Consider the following 14,802-nt stretch of genomic DNA (forward strand, 5'->3'; position numbering starts at 1 on the left):
ATCCTGGTCCCATGAGCACTCTCAACGGCATCTCGGTCGTCTTCGACCTCGACGGCACACTCGTGGACAGCGAGCCGCACTACTACGAGGCGGGCCGGCGGACCCTCGCCGAGTACGGCGTCACCGGCTTCACCTGGGCCGACCACGAGGGTTACGTGGGCATCAGCACCCAGGAGACGGTCGCCGACTGGAAGCGCCGGTACGACCTGCGCGCCCCGGTGGGGGAACTGCTCGCCGTCAAGAACCGCCACTACCTGGAGCTGGCCCGCGCCTCCGCCCACGCGTACCCCGAGATGCGGAAGTTCGTCGAGCTGCTGGCCGGCGAGGGCGTTCCGCTGGCGGTGGCGTCGGGGTCGTCACGCGAGGCCATCGGGGCGGTCCTCGCCCGCACCGGACTGGACGCGCATCTGCGCACGGTCGTCTCGGCCGACGAGGTGGCGCAGGGCAAACCCGCCCCCGACGTCTTCCTCGAGGCGGCTCGCAGGCTCGGGGCGGACCCGGCCGACTGCGTGGTGCTGGAGGACGCCGCGCCCGGGGCCGCCGCCGCGCACGCGGCCGGAATGCGGTGCATCGCGATCCCCTACGTCGCCGCCCAGGCCGACGCCCCGGAGTTCGCCACCGCCGGCCTGCTGCTGCGCGGCGGGCAGCGGGAGTTCACCGCACAGGCGGCGTACGACTGGCTCACGCGGGCGGCGCCGTCGTCCTGACCGCGCACCCCTCATCCCCCGGCCTCACCCCTCACCACGGCCGGTACCGGCCGAACTCGTCAGTACCGTTGACGCTCCTGAGCCCCGTACCTGTCGTCCGGGCGCCCTCTCGCACGTCTTCCGGTATTCCGGAGGTCCTGATCCGGCGCCCCACCCCACGGAACGCCGCTCCGGACCCCGGGTGGTCCCCGGCGGCGCCGACGCCCGGTCCGACGTCCGCCGATCCGGCGGCGTCAGCGGCCGCGGGGTTTCCCGCGCCTGCCGCCCCTGGTACCGCCGCCTTTGGCTCCGCCGCCCTTCGCACCGCCGCCCCTGGTACCGCCGCTCTTCGCGCCGCCGCTCTTCGCACCGCCGCCGGAGCCTCGTCGCGCGCCGCCGGTCTGTTTCGCGGCCGCCGGTCCGCGCCGGGCGGCGGCCTTCCCGGTGCGCTCGCCCGTGGATGCCGCGGCGGGCTGCCGGCCCCGGGTGCTGTTGACGGTCCGGCCCCGGACGATCCCGATGAAGTCCTCCACCCGGTCCGTGTGCGCGTCCTCCGGCCAGGACAGCGCCACGCTCGACCCGGGGGCGTCCGTCACCGTGCGGTACGTGAGGTCCTTGCGGTGGTGGAGCCGGGCCAGCGACAGGGGCACCAGGAGCACGCCGATCCCGGCCGCCACCAGTTCGACGGCGTCCGCCGTGGTGGCCGGGCGCTCGAAGGCGGGCCGGCCGGGCGGCCTCTCCCAGCCGAGGACGTCGTCCAGGGGGTGCAGCACGATCTCGTCGGCCAGGTCCTCGACGGTCACCTCGTCGGCCGCGGTGACGAGGTGGTCCTTGGGGATCACCACGACCGTCGTCTCGGTGTACAGCGGGATGGCGCTGAGGACGGTCCGGTCCACGGGCAGCCGCAGCAGCCCGGCGTCGGCGTCACCGTCCAGCAGCACGCCGCCCGCTTCTGCGGCGGGGACCTGGGTCAGGGACAGCGGGACGCCGGGCAGCCGCTCGTTCCAGATGCGCACCCATTTGTCGGGCGTCACCCCCGGGACGTACGCGAGCCGGAACGAGGGGGGTTCTTCCGAGCCTGTCACCCGGCCAGGTTACCGGGCGTGGTCGGGAGCCGCTCACATGCTCGATACCCTTGACACCATGACGTCGCACCAGAACACCCAGACCATGAAGCCCGCGACCGCGGCGAAGAAGCTGGGTGTGTACCTCGAGGCCACACCCGCCGAGTTCCGGGAGGGCGTCGTCACACGCGCCGAGCTGAACGCGTTGCAGGCCGACCCGCCCGCCTGGCTGCGGGACCTGCGACGCGAGGGTCCGCACCCGCGTCCGGTGGTGGCGGCCAAGCTGGGCGTGTCCATCGCGGGCCTGCACCGGGGCGGGGTCACCGAACCGCTCACCACGGAGCAGATCGAGACGCTGAAGCGGGAACGCCCTGAGTGGCTGGAGCGGGAGCAGGCCGTCCAGGCCGACGTCCGCAAGGAGGCGGCCCGCGTGAAGCAGCTGCACACGGAGCGCGCCGAGCGCGCCGCACGCGCGGAACGGGACTGATCCTTCCGGTCCTTCCGGGCGGGCGCGCCCGCGCCGGTACGCACCTCTGCCCGGGCCCGCCTCCCTGGCCGGCTCACCCCTCGGCCTTCTGCTCGGTCAGGCTCCACGCGTACTGGAGCCAGTCCGACACCACGACGGCGGTCAGGCCCGCGCACAGCAGCCGCCCGGCCCGGGGCGCGACGGCGTAGGTGCCGACGAGTCCGCCGGCCACCCAGGCGGAGACGCAGAACGGGCAGGAGACCAGCTCGCCGACGGCCCGGCGCAGGCCCGTGCCGCGCGGGGCGTCCATGACCTCGTTGGCGTTGCTCCCGCGCTCGCGGCGGGTGAACGGCGCCCGCACGAAGCTGGTGACCTTGTCCTTGGTCAGCAGCCGGGACGCCTTGAACGTCGCCGTCCCCAGCAGGGCGACGTCCCAGGCGGGGACGGTGTCGGGCAGGCGCAGCCCACGGCGCCGCGCCGTCACGGCGAGCGCGCCGACACCCGCCGCGAAGGTCGTCGCGAGCGCCGCGTACCCGGCCAGCGGCGCGTCCTGCGCGTCGTAGGGCTGTTCACCGTCCGTCATCGCACGCCTCCTCGGGGTCCGTCTCCTCGGCCGGGGCCCGGGTGCCCCGTTCCGGCCGTTCGCAACGTGTGGCGGGGGTCTCAGTGCGGTGCCGGTCCACCGAAGAGGTCGGCGCAGTCCGCGGGCAGGTCGCTCAGGAGACGGTCGACGCGTGCGTCGGGCACCGCCTCGGTGAGGGTGGAGAGCACGGCGCCCGCGTCCCATTCCGCGGTGCGGGGCCGGGCGCCCGTCTGCTGTGCCACGCGCCGCAGGAACTCCTCGCGGCCGAAGGTCTCGGGACGCCCGCGCTCCAGGCGCAGCGCCTCGTCCAGGGGAGCGGGCAGGTCGGAGGCCAGGCCGGCCGCCTCCTCCTGTGCGATGCAGGACGCGATCACCCACAGGACGGCCGTACTGACCTGCTCGGCCTCTTCCTTGCTGTGGTACTCGCCGCGATCGCGGACCAGGGTCAGGAATTCGTCGAGCCGCACGGCTTGCCTCCTTCCGCCGGTTCACGCTCCGGGCCGGGTGCCCACCGCACGGGCCGGGGAAACGGGCGCGGTCTCGCCGGCGTGCGCGCCCGGTGTCGGCAAGGGCGGTCACCCGGTTCACGGCGTCGTCCGTGAACAGCGCGTGTCCGGCGGCGATCCGTTCCCGCCGGTCGGGGCCGGGTGCTGTGAGCCGCCGCAGTGCGCCGAGCAGCGCGGTGTCGTCCTCGGCGACGTCCGACACGCCCAGCGCGGCCATCCGCCGGACGCCGTCCGCGCCGTGGCCGGGTATCGGGCGGTGCCCGACGACCGGCAGTCCTGCGGCGAGCGCCTGGACGGCGGTCTGGCCGGCCGCGTTGTCGACGAGGGCGCGGGCCGCGTGCAGCAGGCCGGGCATGTCCGTCACCCAGCCCAGCGCGACCACGCCCGGTGCACCGGACAGCGTGCGGCGCAGCCGCTCGTTCTCACCGCAGAGCACGACCGGCAGGAAGCCGTGGTCCGTCAGGAGCCGGACGGTGGTGTCCAGGCGGGAGCCGACGCCCCAGGCGCCGGCGGACAGGACGACGGGGGGCCGCCCGGGGCCGAGCCGGTCGAACAGCCGGTGCCACTCGGCCGCCCCGGGAGCCTCGGCGAAGTACTCCGGGGCCACGACGGGACCGCACGTCCCCGCCGGCCTGCCGGTGGTCTCCCGCACCTCGTGCGCCGCGTCCTCGGTGAGACACAGGTAGTGGTCGTTGCCGGGGTGGAGCCACTGCCGGTGGACGGCGAAGTCGATCACCAGGACGACGCTGGGCACGGGCAGCAGGCCGCGGGCGCGGAGGTGGCCGGTCAGCTGGGCACCGAGGTGGAAGACGGGGACCACCACGTCGGCTCCGGTGCGCTCGGCCAGCTCCCGCAGCCGGTCACCGGCGAGCCGGGCCAGGGGCGTGCCGCTGGGGCGGCGTCCTGGGCCGGGGCGCAGGAAGAGGCGGTGGACGAGGGCGTACGCCCAGGGGAAGTGGCGTACCGACCCGCGGTAGAAGTGCCTCAGGGCACGGCCCAGGCCGTACGGCAGCAGCGCGAGGACGTCGACGGCGAGGGCGTCGCCACCGCGCTCCCGGGTCCGGCGCACCAGCTCGGCGGCGACCGTGTCGTGCCCGGCGCCCATGCTCGCGCTGACCACCAGCAGACGGCTGCCGTGCCGCGGGGCGCGCGGGGACGCGGGCCGGTGGGGCATCGATGAGCTGCCGGGACGCATGGCGGTCCGGGTTGCCCGGCCGGCGCGTTCCAAACCGCCGCGTTCGCGGATCACTACGACGAAACGCCCCATCACCCACCTGACCGCAGCATGATCGGGCGTTCGGGGTGTTTCGGGTGTTCCACCGGGGATACTCCGTGACCGCCCGTCCGGCCGGACGCGGAGGCCGGCCGTCCGGTCGGTCGCCTGCTCCGCGTCCGCCCCCAGCCAAGGTGGTCGTCATGGTCTCTGCGTTCTCCCGTCCCCGCTCCGCGCCCGGACCGCGGGTCGTCGCTCCCGACGTGGACCGCGCCAGGCCTCGGCGGGAGCCCGCCGGCACCCGGGACACGGGGACGCGCACGGCGCTCGTCACGGGGGCGTCCTCCGGCATCGGCGCTGCCGTGGCCCGCCGGCTGGGCGAGGAGGGCGGCTGGCGACTGGTGCTCAGCGGGCGTGACGCGGGCCGGCTGCGCGAGGTCGCCGCGGACGCGTCGGCCACCGCTTTCGCGGCGGACCTCACGCTGCCCGGCGCCGACCGGCAGCTCACCGACTTCACGCTGGCCACGGTGGGTCCGGTGGACCTGCTGGTGGCCGGGGCCGGCGTCGGCTGGGCCGGGGAGTTCGTGGACATGCCGCCGCACAGCATCGAGGAGGTCCTCGACATCAACGTGCTGGCCACGCTGCGGCTCGTGCGGCTGCTGCTGCCGGGGATGGTCGAGGCGGGGACGGGACGGGTGGTGCTCATCGGGTCGCTGGCGGGCAGTGTGGGGGTGCGCGACGAGGCCGTGTACTCCGCCGCCAAGGCCGCGGTCGGCGCCTTCGCGGACGCCCTGCGCTACGAGTTGCGGGGCACTGGGGTAGGGATCACCCATGTGGTGCCCGGCGTCGTCGACACACCGTTCTTCGAACGCCGCGGCGCTCCCTACCGGCGTTCCAGGCCGCACCCGGTGTCCGCCGAGCGCGTGGCCGACGCGGTGTGGACCGCGGTGCTGCGCGGCCGGGACGAGGTGTACGTGCCGGGCTGGCTGCGGTTGCCGTGCCGGGTCCGGGGCACGGCTCCGGGGGTGTACCGGCGGCTGGCCTCACGGTTCGGATGACCGGGAGCGTGCGGCGGTGAGTGCCCTCACCGTCGTCCTGGCCCTGCTCGCGGCGCTGTCCAACGCGGCGGCGTCGGTACTGCAGCGCCGGGCCGCGGCGCAGGACGCCGACCGGGCCGGCGCCGCCCACACGGTGGTGCGCTCGCTGCTGCGACTGGCGCGCGACCGGTACTGGGTGGGCGGCGCGGCGCTGCTCGCGCTGACGACGGTGCTGCAGGCGGCGGCGCTGGCGGTGGGCACGCTGGCCGTCGTCCAGCCCCTGATGGCCAGCGAGCTGCTGTTCACCCTGATGGTCGGCAGCGTGGTTTTCCACCGGCGTCCCGACTCGCGGACCTGGCTGGCCTTCGTGGCGCTGGCCGTGGGGCTCGCCCTCTTCCTGGGCGCCGCCGCGCCGTCGGCGGGTCACGACACCGCGACATCCGGCCGGTGGGGCTGGGCCGGCCTCGCGCTGTTCGTCGTGATGACGTCGCTCGCCTCGGCCGGGAACCTGGTCCGGGGCGCTCCCCGCGCCGCGCTGTTCGGATCGGCGTCCGCGGTGGGGTTCGGCGGTACGGCTGCGCTTCTGAAGGAGGTCACCGGTCGGTTCCCCCAGGGGGCGGGCGCCGTACTGGCCCAGTGGCCGCTGTACGCCACGGCGGTCGTCGGCGTGGTCAGCTTCCTGCTGCTGCAGAGCGCGTTGCGGGCGGGCACGCTCGCGGCGTCGCAGCCTGCGCTGACCCTCGGCGACGCGCTGACCAGCGTCGCCCTGGGCTCGGCCCTGTTCGGCGAGGAGATCGCCCTCGGGGTACGGGTGCTGCCCGAGCTGATCGGCGTGGCCCTGATCGGGCTCGGCAGCGTCGGACTGGCGCGGGCGCCGTCGGTCCACGGTGCCTGGGACACGACGCCGGCGGCGCGGGACGGCCCCCGGCCGGGCCTGCGGAGCCGGCGGCGGGGGGCGTGACCGGATCGCCGGGCGGACCGGGAGTACCACGGACACGTACGGGAGGCACCACGGATGCGTAAGGGGCTTCATGCCGGACGGGCGGTGTACGCCGTCGCGCCCGTCGCCGTCGCGCTGGCCCACGTCGGGCCGGCCGCGACCTGGCTGCCCGAGCTGCGCCGACGCCGGTTCCCGGGGCTGGCCGGACAGGGCCGCCCCGACCATGTCGCCCTCACCTTCGACGACGGACCCGATCCGGTGTCCACGCCGCACTTCCTCGACGCGCTGGACGCGCTCGGCGTACGGGCGACCTTCTTCCTCCTGGGCGAGAACGTCGTACACCACCCGGCAGTCGCCCGTGAGCTGGCCCGGCGCGGGCACGAACTCGCCGTCCACGGCTGGACGCACGACCGCCCCTGGCGGCCGGCGCCGGCCCGGGACGTACGCCGGCTGCTGCGCGCCGCGCACGCGGTGGGCGAGGCCGCCGGGCAGGTACCGCGCTGGTACCGCCCGCCCTACGGCATCCTCACCTCCGGACGCTGGGCGGCCGCCCGCCGCGCCGGGCTGCGGCCGGTGCTGTGGACGACGTGGGGCAAGGACTGGCGGCAGGACGCCACCCCTGCGTCGGTGCGCGCGAGCGTCGCGGCGAAGCTGCGGGGAGGCGGCACGGTCCTCCTGCACGACACCGACCACGCCGGCGCCCCGGACAGCTGGCGGGCCACCCTGGCCGCCCTGCCGGACATCGTGGGCGACTGCCGCCGCGCGGGGCTGACGGTGGGGCCGCTGGGCGAGCACGGGATGGCCGGGGCGGACGCCCGCGAGCGGGTGCGGTGAACGGACGGCTCGGTGCGGTCCGGGGCGGGACGGCGGAACTCCGCCGGCGTCGTGGTGTGCCGGCCGCGGCCACGCGTCCCGGTGGCGTCGGGCGCGTTCGCCGTTTCGGTCACCGGCACCGGGCGGCCCTGGCGTCACGAAGGACGGCGGCGACCGGTGCGCGGCCGGCCACCGGCGAGTCGGCCCCGCCCGGCGGTCGTACGACCGCCGTCGGGACCGGCCTCGCCGGGCAGCCGCTCCGGCCGCCCTCCGTCAGGCGGCCGCCCCGGTCAGGTCCCGGTGGATCGGGGTCGCACCGCCCGTCAGTGGTACGCCCGTCCCACCGCGTCGGGCCGCGACGATCTCGGCCGCGATGGACAGCGCGGTCTCCTCGGGCGTCCGCGCGCCGAGGTCCAGGCCGATCGGCGAGCGCAGCCTGGCCAGCTCCCGGTCGCCCAGGCCGGCCTCGCGCAGCCGCCGGGCCCGGTCCTCGTGGGTGCGGCGCGAGCCCATCGCCCCGACGAAGGCGACCGGCATCCGCAGGGCCTCCGTCAGCAGCGGGACGTCGAACTTGGCGTCGTGGGTGAGCACGCACAGCACCGTGCGCCCGTCGGTGGGTGTGCTCCGCAGGTACCGGTGCGGCCAGTCGACGACGACCTCGTCGGCCTCGGGAAAGCGGGCCGGCGTGGCGAACACCGCCCGGGCGTCGCAGACGGTCACGTGGTGGCCGAGGAACTTGCCGACCCGTACCAGCGCCGCCGCGAAGTCCACCGCGCCGAAGACGATCATGCGGGGCGGCGGCACACTGGACTCGACGAGCAGCGTGAGCCCGCCGGGGCAGTGCGACCCGTCCTCCGAGAGGCCGACCGTGCCGGTGCGGCCGGCGTCCAGCAGGGCCCCCGCCTCGGCCACCGCCGTCCGGTCCAGGTCCGGGTGTCCGCCGAGACCGCCGTCGTGGGAACCGTCGGGACGGACGAGCAGGGCCCTGCCCAGGAGCCCGGACGGGCCCTGGACGACCCGGGCGAGGGCCGCGGTCCCGCCCCGGGCGGCGGTCGACAGCGCCGCCCGGAACACCTCCCGCGCGGGCGCGTGCGCGCCGACCGGTGTGACCAGCACGTCGATGACCCCGCCGCAGGTCAGCCCTACCGCGAAGGCGTCCTCGTCGCTGTAGCCGAACCGTTCACGCACCGTCTCGCCGTCCCGGAGGGCCGCGGTGCACAGCTCGTACACCGCGCCCTCGACACAGCCGCCCGAGACCGAGCCGATCGCCGTGCCCTCGCTGTCGACGGCGAGGGCGGCGCCGGGGCCGCGCGGGGCGCTGCCGCCGACGGAGACCACGGTGGCGACGGCGAACTCCCGGCCCTCGGCCAGCCAGCGGTCCAGCTCGTCGGCGATGTCAAGCATCCGCCGCTCCCCCACCCGCGGACGGCGCCGCCGCCAGCACGCGGTCCGGCCGGATCGGCAGACTCCGGTGGCGTACGCCGGTGGCGTGCCAGACGGCGTTGGTGACGGCCGCCGCGGCGCCCACGACGCCGATCTCGCCGACGCCCTTGATGCCGACCGGGTCGTCGGGGTCGGGGTCGTCGACCCAGTCCGCCTCGATGTCCGGGACGTCGGCGTGCGTGGCCACGTGGTAGCCGGCGAGGTCGGGGCCGTAGAGGCCGCCGGTGGCCCGGTCCCGGACCGCCTCCTCGTGCAGGGCCATGGAGATGCCCCAGACCATGCCGCCGACGAGCTGGTTGCGGGCGGTGAGCGGGTTCACGATCCGGCCCGCCGCGAAGACGCCGAGCATGCGGCGTACCCGCACCTCGCCGGTGGCGGTGTCCACGGCGACCTCGGCGAACTGCGCCCCGAAGGAGTGCCGTTCCTTCTGCGCGAGGGCGCCGAGGGCCTCCGTCGTGTCGGACCGTACGGTGATGCCCTCCGGCGGCAGGACCGTGCCCGGAGTGAGCCGCTCCCGCAGTTCGCGGGCCGCCTCGGTGACCGCCCAGGCCCAGGACCGGGTGCCCATCGAACCGCCCGCGATCATCGCCGGCCCGAACTCGCTGTCCCCGATGCGGACCCGGACCTGCTCGGGCGTGACCTCCAGCGCGTCGGCGGCTATCAGGGTGAGCGCGGTACGGGCGCCGGTGCCGATGTCGGCGGCGGCGATCCGCACCGTGAAGGTGCCGTCGGCCTCGGCCGTCACCAGGGCCGTGGAGGGACCGGCGCCGGCGGGGAAGGAGGCCGCCGCCGTGCCGGTGCCCAGCAGCCAGCGACCGTCGCGGCGCAGGCCGGGCCGCGGGTCGCGGTCCGCCCAGCCGAACCGGCGGGCGCCCTCGCGGAAGCAGGCGGCCAGGTTGCGGCTGCTGAACGGCTGCCCCGAGACCGGGCCCGCTTCCGGCTCGTTGCGCAGGCGCAGCTCGATCGGGTCGATGCCGCAGCGCTCGGCGAGTTCGTCGAGCGCGGCCTCGATCGCGAAGGACCCCGGCGCCTCGCCCGGCGCGCGCATGAACGTCGGGGAGGGCACGTCGAGCCGGACCACGTGGTTGGCGGTGCGGTGGGCGTCGGCGTCGTACATCACCCTGGCGACACCGGCGCCGGCCTCGACGAACTCGTACACGGTGGATGTCCGGCTCAGCGAGCGGTGCTCCAGTGCGCGCAGCCGGCCGTCGGCGCCGGCGCCGAGCCTGACCCGTTGGATGGTGGGGCTGCGATGTCCGGCCAGTGAGAACATCTGGCGCCTCGTCATCACCACCCGCACCGGCCGCCGCAGGACGGTCGCGGCCATCACGGCGGACACCTGGTGGGCGCGCAGCCCCTTGCTGCCGAAGCCTCCGCCGACGTGCTCGGAGCGCACCCGCACCGAGGACTCGTCGAGGGAGAACATCTTCGCGATCTCGCTCTGGATCCAGGTGGTGCCCTGGTTGGAGTCGACGACCTCCAGCCGGCCGCCGTCCCAGCGGGCGGTGGCCGCGTGCGGCTCCATCATGCTGTGGTGCTCTTCGGGGGTGGTGTACTCCGCGTCCACGACGACGGCGGACCCGGCGAGCCCGGCGGTCAGGTCGCCCTTCTCGGTCACGGCGGGCATGTGTCCGCCGGCCGGGTAGGCGTCGGGGTGGCCGGCGGTGAGCGCCACGTCGTGAGGTTCCTCGTCGTACGTGACGACGAGGGCCTCGGCGGCCTCCCGAGCCTGCTCGGACGTCTCGGCGACGACGAGGGCCACCGGCCAGCCCGCGTGCGGCACCCGGTCGTGCTGGAAGACGGCGGCGGTCGGGTCCGGTCGCAAGCCGAGCAGGCCGACGTAGTCGGTGTCGACGCGCGGGGCGTTGCCGTGGTGCAGGACGGCGAGCACTCCGGGCATGCCGAGGACGGGTCCGGTGTCGAGCGAGCGGATGCGGCCGCGGGTGACGGTGGACAGCACCAGCCAGCCGTGGGCGAGGTCGGCGAAGGGGATCTCGCCGGCGTAGCGGGCCGCACCGGTCACCTTGTCGCGCCCCTCCACGCGCGGGTGCGCGGTGCCGACGGCGCCCTTCGCCGTCGTACGGCCGGTCGTCGCGGTCGTCATCGGGCGGCCTCCTCGGCGAGTTCGGTCAGCACGGCCACCACGAGGTTGCGCATGAGGGTCACCTTGTATCCGTTGTCGGGCAGCGGCCTGGCGTCCGCGAGTTCGGCGTCGGCGGCGGCGGCGAAGGCCGCGCCGTCGGCCGGTGCGCCGATCAGCACGTCCTCCGCCGCGCGGGCCCGCCAGGGCCGGGAGGCGACCGCGCCGAGGGCCAGGCGGGCGTCGCGTACGACGCCGTCCTCGACGTCGAGCGCGGCGGCCACCGAGCCGATCGCGAACGCGTACGAGGCGCGTTCACGCACCTTGCGGTAGCGGGAGCGGGCGGCGACCGGGGCGGGCGGCAGGGTGACGCCGGTGATCAGCGCGCCGGGCGGCAGGGCGGTCTCCCGGTGCGGGGTGTCGCCGACGGGCAGGTAGAAGTCGGTGAGCGGCGACTCGCCCGGCCCGTCGGGTGTCTCGTAGGTGACGACGGCGTCGAAGGCCACGAGGGCCACGCCCATGTCCGAGGGGTGCACGGCCACGCAGTGGTCGGAGGCGCCCAGGACGGCGTGGTTGTGGTGTTCGCCGGTGAGTGCGGGGCAACCACTGCCGGGGGCGCGCTTGTTGCAGGGCTTGCTGACGTCGGTGAAGTAGCCGCAGCGGGTGCGCTGGAGCAGGTTGCCGCCGACGGTGGCCATGTTGCGCAGTTGACCGGAGGCACCGGCCAGGACCGCCTGGGACAACGCCGGGTAGCGGCGGCGTACTTCGGGGTGGGCGGCGAGGTCGCTGTTGGTGACGGTCGCGCCGATGCGCAGCCCGCCGTCAGCGGTCGGCTCGATGCCGTCGAGGGGGAGTCCGCGGACGTCGACGAGTCGGGCGGGGCGTTCGACGCCGTTCTTCATCAGGTCGACGAGGTTGGTGCCACCGCCGAGGTAGCGGGCGTCCGGGTCGGCGGCGAGCAGCGCCACCGCGCCGGAGACGTCGTCGGCGCGGTGGTATCCGAACTCCCTCATGCCACCGCCTCCTGCGCGGTCTCGTCCTGGCCGTCGCGGACCGCGGCCTCGTGGGCCTCGGCCGCGCGGGCGACCGCCTGGACGATGGAGACGTAGGCGCCGCAGCGGCACAGGTTCCCGCTCATCCGCTCGCGTATCTCGTCCGGTGTCAGGGGTGACGGTCCGGCCTCGGGCCGTACGTCCTCGGTGGCGGCGCTGGGCCAGCCGGCCGCGTGTTCCTCGATGACGGCGACGGCCGAGCAGATCTGGCCCGGAGTGCAGTAGCCGCACTGGTAGCCGTCGAGGTCGAGGAAGGCCTGCTGCACCGGGTGCAGCCGGTCGCCCTCGGCCATGCCCTCGATGGTGGTGATCTCGCGTCCCTCGGCCGCGACGGCGAGGTTCAGGCAGGACACGGCGCGGCGCCCGTCGACCAGGACGGTGCAGGCGCCGCACTGTCCCTGGTCGCAGCCCTTCTTGGTGCCGGTGAGATCGAGGCGCTCGCGCAGGGCGTCGAGCAGGGTGGTGCGGTGGTCGACGGTCAGCTGGTGCTTCTCGCCGTTGATGTTCAGGATGATGGCGCTGGACGTCGACGAGGGCGTTGGGGCCATGTTCAGCCTTCTTCGGTGTCTGGTGACAGGTCAACGGGCTGTGTGCGGCGGGTCCACCGGTGGCCGGAGGGCACCGACCGGTGCCGGCCGACCGCATCCGCCGCTATGGTGAGGGGTAACCGGACAGCTGTCCGTTCCATGGGAAACGTAACGGACAGCTGTCCGCTTAGCAAGGACGGGATTCGGCCACGGACCCCGGAGGAGGACCAGTGCCGCAGCCGAAGAAGGACGCTCCCCTGCGCTCGGACGCGCAGCGCAACCGCGAGCGGATCCTGAAAGTGGCCACGGAGGAGCTGACCCGCTGCGCGGACGCCCCGCTGACCACCATCGCCAAGAAGGCGGGCGTGGGGCAGGCCACGTTCTACCGCAACTTCCCGCACCGCGAGGCGCTGGTCCTGGAGATCTACCGCTACGAGATGCAGCAGGTGGCCGAGGCCGCGGCCCAGCTGCTGGCCGCCCGGGGGCCGGAGCAGGCCCTGCGGGAGTGGATGGACCGCCTGGCCCGCTTCGCCCTGACCAAGGTCGGCCTGGCGGACGCCATCCGGCTGGTCACCAGCGCACCCGGGGGGCCGGAGAAGCCGGGGCCCACCCCGGTGCTGGACGCGGCCGGGCTCCTGCTCCGCGCCAACGAGGAGGCCGGCACCATCCGCCCCGGCGTGTCCCCGGACGACTTCTTCCTCGCCATCGGCGGTCTCTGGCAGATCGATCCCCACGACGACTGGCAGCCGCGGGTCACCCGGCTCCTGGATCTCATCATGGACGGACTGCGCGCCGGGGCGCCCGGCCGGTGACCGACCCGGGACCGGCGGCCGCACGCCGACGGTTCCGTCAAGGCCGCCCGTCCGACGGGGACCACCCGGTCATCCGGCGCGGTCGGAGGCGACACACCGCCGGGGGAAGGGGCGACGTGTCGCCGCGCCCGTGGCCCTGGCGCCGTGCCGTCCGGCGGTACCCGTACGCGCACGGCCGGCCCGGGTGCCGCGACGGCCCGCCGAGCCGGTCGACGCGAGGCCCGACGCGTCCGCGGGCGTCACGGCGTCCTCGGCGACGGCACTCGCCGCACGGCTGCGACAGGCGCTGTGAGCAGCCCCTCCCCGGCGTGGGCGCGGTCCTCCGCGCCGCCCCGTCCGGCCCCCGTGCGCTGCCCTCGGAAGCGGTAGCGGCGTTCGGGGCGGCCCGCCACGCCGTAGCGCAGGGAGACGTCCGCGCTGCCGACGGTGTGGAAGTACTCCAGGTAGCGGCGGGCACTGACCCGGGACACGCCGGTCAGCGCCGCGCACTCGCTGGCGGACAGGGTGCCGTCGGCGTCGCGGAGCGTGCGCTCGACGAGTTCGGCGGTCTCCACGCTCATGCCCTTCGGCAGCGCCGGGACCGAAGCGGCCGGCACCGCCGCCTTGGCCAGGACGCGGTCGACGTCGGCCTGGCTGCGCACGACCGTGCCGAGGAGCCGGCCCCGCTGGACGGCGTAACGCTCCAGCCTCACGCGCAGGTCCTCGAACTCGAAGGGCTTGAGCAGGTAGTCGACGACGCCGTGGCGGACCGCGCCGCGGACCGCCTCCGCCTCCCGGGCAGCGCTGATGACCATGACGTCGCAGTCGTGGCCGGCGGCCCGCAGCCGGGGGATGACGTCCAGGCCGAAGACGTCCGGCAGGTACAGGTCGAGGAGGACGAGGTCGGGGCGGAGTTCACCGACGGCGCTGAGCGCCTGCTCGCCGGTGCCCGCGACCCCGAGGACCCGGAAGGGCGCGACGCGTTCGACGAAGGCACGGTGGACCCGGGCCACCATGAAGTCGTCGTCGACCACGAGGACCCCGATCGCGTCACCGGCGCGGGGTGCGTCGGTCGTACCGCTCCTATCCGTCGTACCCGTACCTCTCGTCATGGTGTTGCTCCTTCCGCCACCGCGTCGGTGAGGTGGCTGACGGTCTTGCGTGCGGTGAACACGGCGCCCTCGGGGGTGTCGGCCGGCCGGCCGCCGGTCGTCGTGGGGCCGGTGGAGCCGACGACGCGGCGGTCGGCGCGGGCCACCGTGACCGAGGTGATCCCTGACCGGGGCCGCGGGGAACGCTCCGGCGGGGCGAGGGCATGCCGCGACACCGGGCGCGGGAGCCGGCCGGGGACCGGCGGCGGGATGGCGAGCTGTTCGGCCAGGACGGTGCCCCGGCGGCCCTCGACGCGGCGGGAGGTGACCCCGGACGGGGCGGGCGGGACGGCGGCGCCCCCGAGCGACACCACCACGACGGCGAGCCGGAGGACCGGTGTCTCGCCCGCGAGGGTCTGACGGCGGAAGGTGGGGGCCACGGCGGACTCGTTCTCGGCTCAGGGGGCGGGTGGGTGTGCCGGCTCGCCATCATGGCGCCCACCTGCGGCG

15 protein-coding genes and 1 pseudogene are annotated in these 14,802 nt (G+C 75.5%); 6 read left to right on the top strand and 10 right to left on the bottom strand.

The window, feature by feature from the left end:
- The first annotated feature begins 11 nt into the window (after nucleotides 1–11).
- Entirely contained in the window at nucleotides 12–707 is a 696-nt protein-coding gene (locus KUM32_RS24755; RefSeq protein WP_217144154.1) for an HAD family phosphatase, read from the top strand.
- Nucleotides 708–940: 233 nt separating this feature from the next.
- Here the strand turns inward: KUM32_RS24755 and KUM32_RS24760 are convergent, their stop codons facing one another.
- A complete protein-coding gene (locus KUM32_RS24760; protein WP_217144155.1) occupies nucleotides 941–1,771 on the bottom strand; it encodes a LysR family substrate-binding domain-containing protein in 831 nt (276 codons plus the stop codon).
- A gap of 58 nt (nucleotides 1,772–1,829) precedes the next feature.
- Between KUM32_RS24760 and KUM32_RS24765 the strand changes: the two genes are divergently transcribed.
- On the top strand, nucleotides 1,830–2,237 hold the full coding sequence (locus tag KUM32_RS24765; protein ID WP_217144156.1) for a DUF5997 family protein: 408 nt from the start codon (nucleotides 1,830–1,832) through the stop codon (nucleotides 2,235–2,237).
- Between the two features lie 73 nt (nucleotides 2,238–2,310).
- On the opposite strand, the gene KUM32_RS24770 is transcribed toward KUM32_RS24765, so the two are convergent.
- The 3 genes and pseudogenes from KUM32_RS24770 to KUM32_RS24780 form a co-directional block, all read right to left on the bottom strand.
- Nucleotides 2,311–2,799, bottom strand: coding sequence for a DUF1360 domain-containing protein (locus KUM32_RS24770; RefSeq protein ID WP_217144224.1), 489 nt, complete (start codon nucleotides 2,797–2,799; stop codon nucleotides 2,311–2,313).
- Between the two features lie 80 nt (nucleotides 2,800–2,879).
- Complete coding sequence (locus KUM32_RS24775) at nucleotides 2,880–3,266, bottom strand: DUF2267 domain-containing protein (RefSeq protein WP_217144225.1); 387 nt, start codon at nucleotides 3,264–3,266, stop codon at nucleotides 2,880–2,882.
- Between the two features lie 67 nt (nucleotides 3,267–3,333).
- Nucleotides 3,334–4,410 (bottom strand): annotated as a pseudogene (locus KUM32_RS24780) (galactosyldiacylglycerol synthase); the annotation flags it as partial.
- A gap of 311 nt (nucleotides 4,411–4,721) precedes the next feature.
- Here KUM32_RS24780 and KUM32_RS24785 point away from each other — a divergent pair.
- From KUM32_RS24785 to KUM32_RS24795, 3 genes are read left to right on the top strand one after another with little or no spacing between them, the layout of a single operon-like run.
- Nucleotides 4,722–5,576, top strand: a complete 855-nt coding sequence (locus tag KUM32_RS24785) for an SDR family oxidoreductase (RefSeq protein WP_217144157.1) — start codon at nucleotides 4,722–4,724, stop codon at nucleotides 5,574–5,576.
- A 16-nt stretch (nucleotides 5,577–5,592) separates the two neighbouring features.
- A complete protein-coding gene (locus KUM32_RS24790; protein WP_217144158.1) occupies nucleotides 5,593–6,516 on the top strand; it encodes a DMT family transporter in 924 nt (307 codons plus the stop codon).
- A 54-nt stretch (nucleotides 6,517–6,570) separates the two neighbouring features.
- Nucleotides 6,571–7,329, top strand: a complete 759-nt coding sequence (locus tag KUM32_RS24795; RefSeq protein ID WP_217144159.1) for a polysaccharide deacetylase family protein — start codon at nucleotides 6,571–6,573, stop codon at nucleotides 7,327–7,329.
- A 252-nt stretch (nucleotides 7,330–7,581) separates the two neighbouring features.
- Here the strand turns inward: KUM32_RS24795 and KUM32_RS24800 are convergent, their stop codons facing one another.
- From KUM32_RS24800 to KUM32_RS24815, 4 genes are read right to left on the bottom strand one after another with little or no spacing between them, the layout of a single operon-like run.
- Complete coding sequence (locus KUM32_RS24800) at nucleotides 7,582–8,712, bottom strand: XdhC/CoxI family protein (RefSeq protein WP_217144160.1); 1,131 nt, start codon at nucleotides 8,710–8,712, stop codon at nucleotides 7,582–7,584.
- A complete protein-coding gene (locus tag KUM32_RS24805) occupies nucleotides 8,705–10,855 on the bottom strand; it encodes a xanthine dehydrogenase family protein molybdopterin-binding subunit (RefSeq protein ID WP_217144161.1) in 2,151 nt (716 codons plus the stop codon). The genes KUM32_RS24800 and KUM32_RS24805 overlap by 8 nt, the downstream gene beginning before the upstream one ends.
- Nucleotides 10,852–11,844 carry a xanthine dehydrogenase family protein subunit M gene (locus KUM32_RS24810; RefSeq protein WP_217144162.1) on the bottom strand — a complete coding sequence of 331 codons (993 nt, stop codon included), beginning with the start codon at nucleotides 11,842–11,844 and terminating at the stop codon, nucleotides 10,852–10,854. The genes KUM32_RS24805 and KUM32_RS24810 overlap by 4 nt, the downstream gene beginning before the upstream one ends.
- Nucleotides 11,841–12,431, bottom strand: coding sequence for a 2Fe-2S iron-sulfur cluster-binding protein (locus tag KUM32_RS24815; protein ID WP_217144163.1), 591 nt, complete (start codon nucleotides 12,429–12,431; stop codon nucleotides 11,841–11,843). Before KUM32_RS24815 ends, KUM32_RS24810 begins: the two co-directional genes overlap by 4 nt.
- Nucleotides 12,432–12,640: 209 nt before the next feature.
- On the opposite strand from KUM32_RS24815, the gene KUM32_RS24820 reads away from it, so the two are divergent.
- A complete protein-coding gene (locus KUM32_RS24820) occupies nucleotides 12,641–13,222 on the top strand; it encodes a TetR/AcrR family transcriptional regulator (protein WP_217144164.1) in 582 nt (193 codons plus the stop codon).
- 239 nt (nucleotides 13,223–13,461) lie between these two features.
- Here the strand turns inward: KUM32_RS24820 and KUM32_RS24825 are convergent, their stop codons facing one another.
- Entirely contained in the window at nucleotides 13,462–14,313 is an 852-nt protein-coding gene (locus KUM32_RS24825; RefSeq protein ID WP_254406068.1) for a response regulator, read from the bottom strand.
- The gene (locus tag KUM32_RS24830) at nucleotides 14,310–14,732 is read right to left on the bottom strand and encodes a hypothetical protein (protein ID WP_217144165.1); all 423 of its coding nucleotides are present in this window, start codon (nucleotides 14,730–14,732) and stop codon (nucleotides 14,310–14,312) included. Before KUM32_RS24830 ends, KUM32_RS24825 begins: the two co-directional genes overlap by 4 nt.
- Nucleotides 14,733–14,802: the final 70 nt, after the last annotated feature.

The organism is Streptomyces sp. AC627_RSS907 (genome assembly GCF_019049165.1).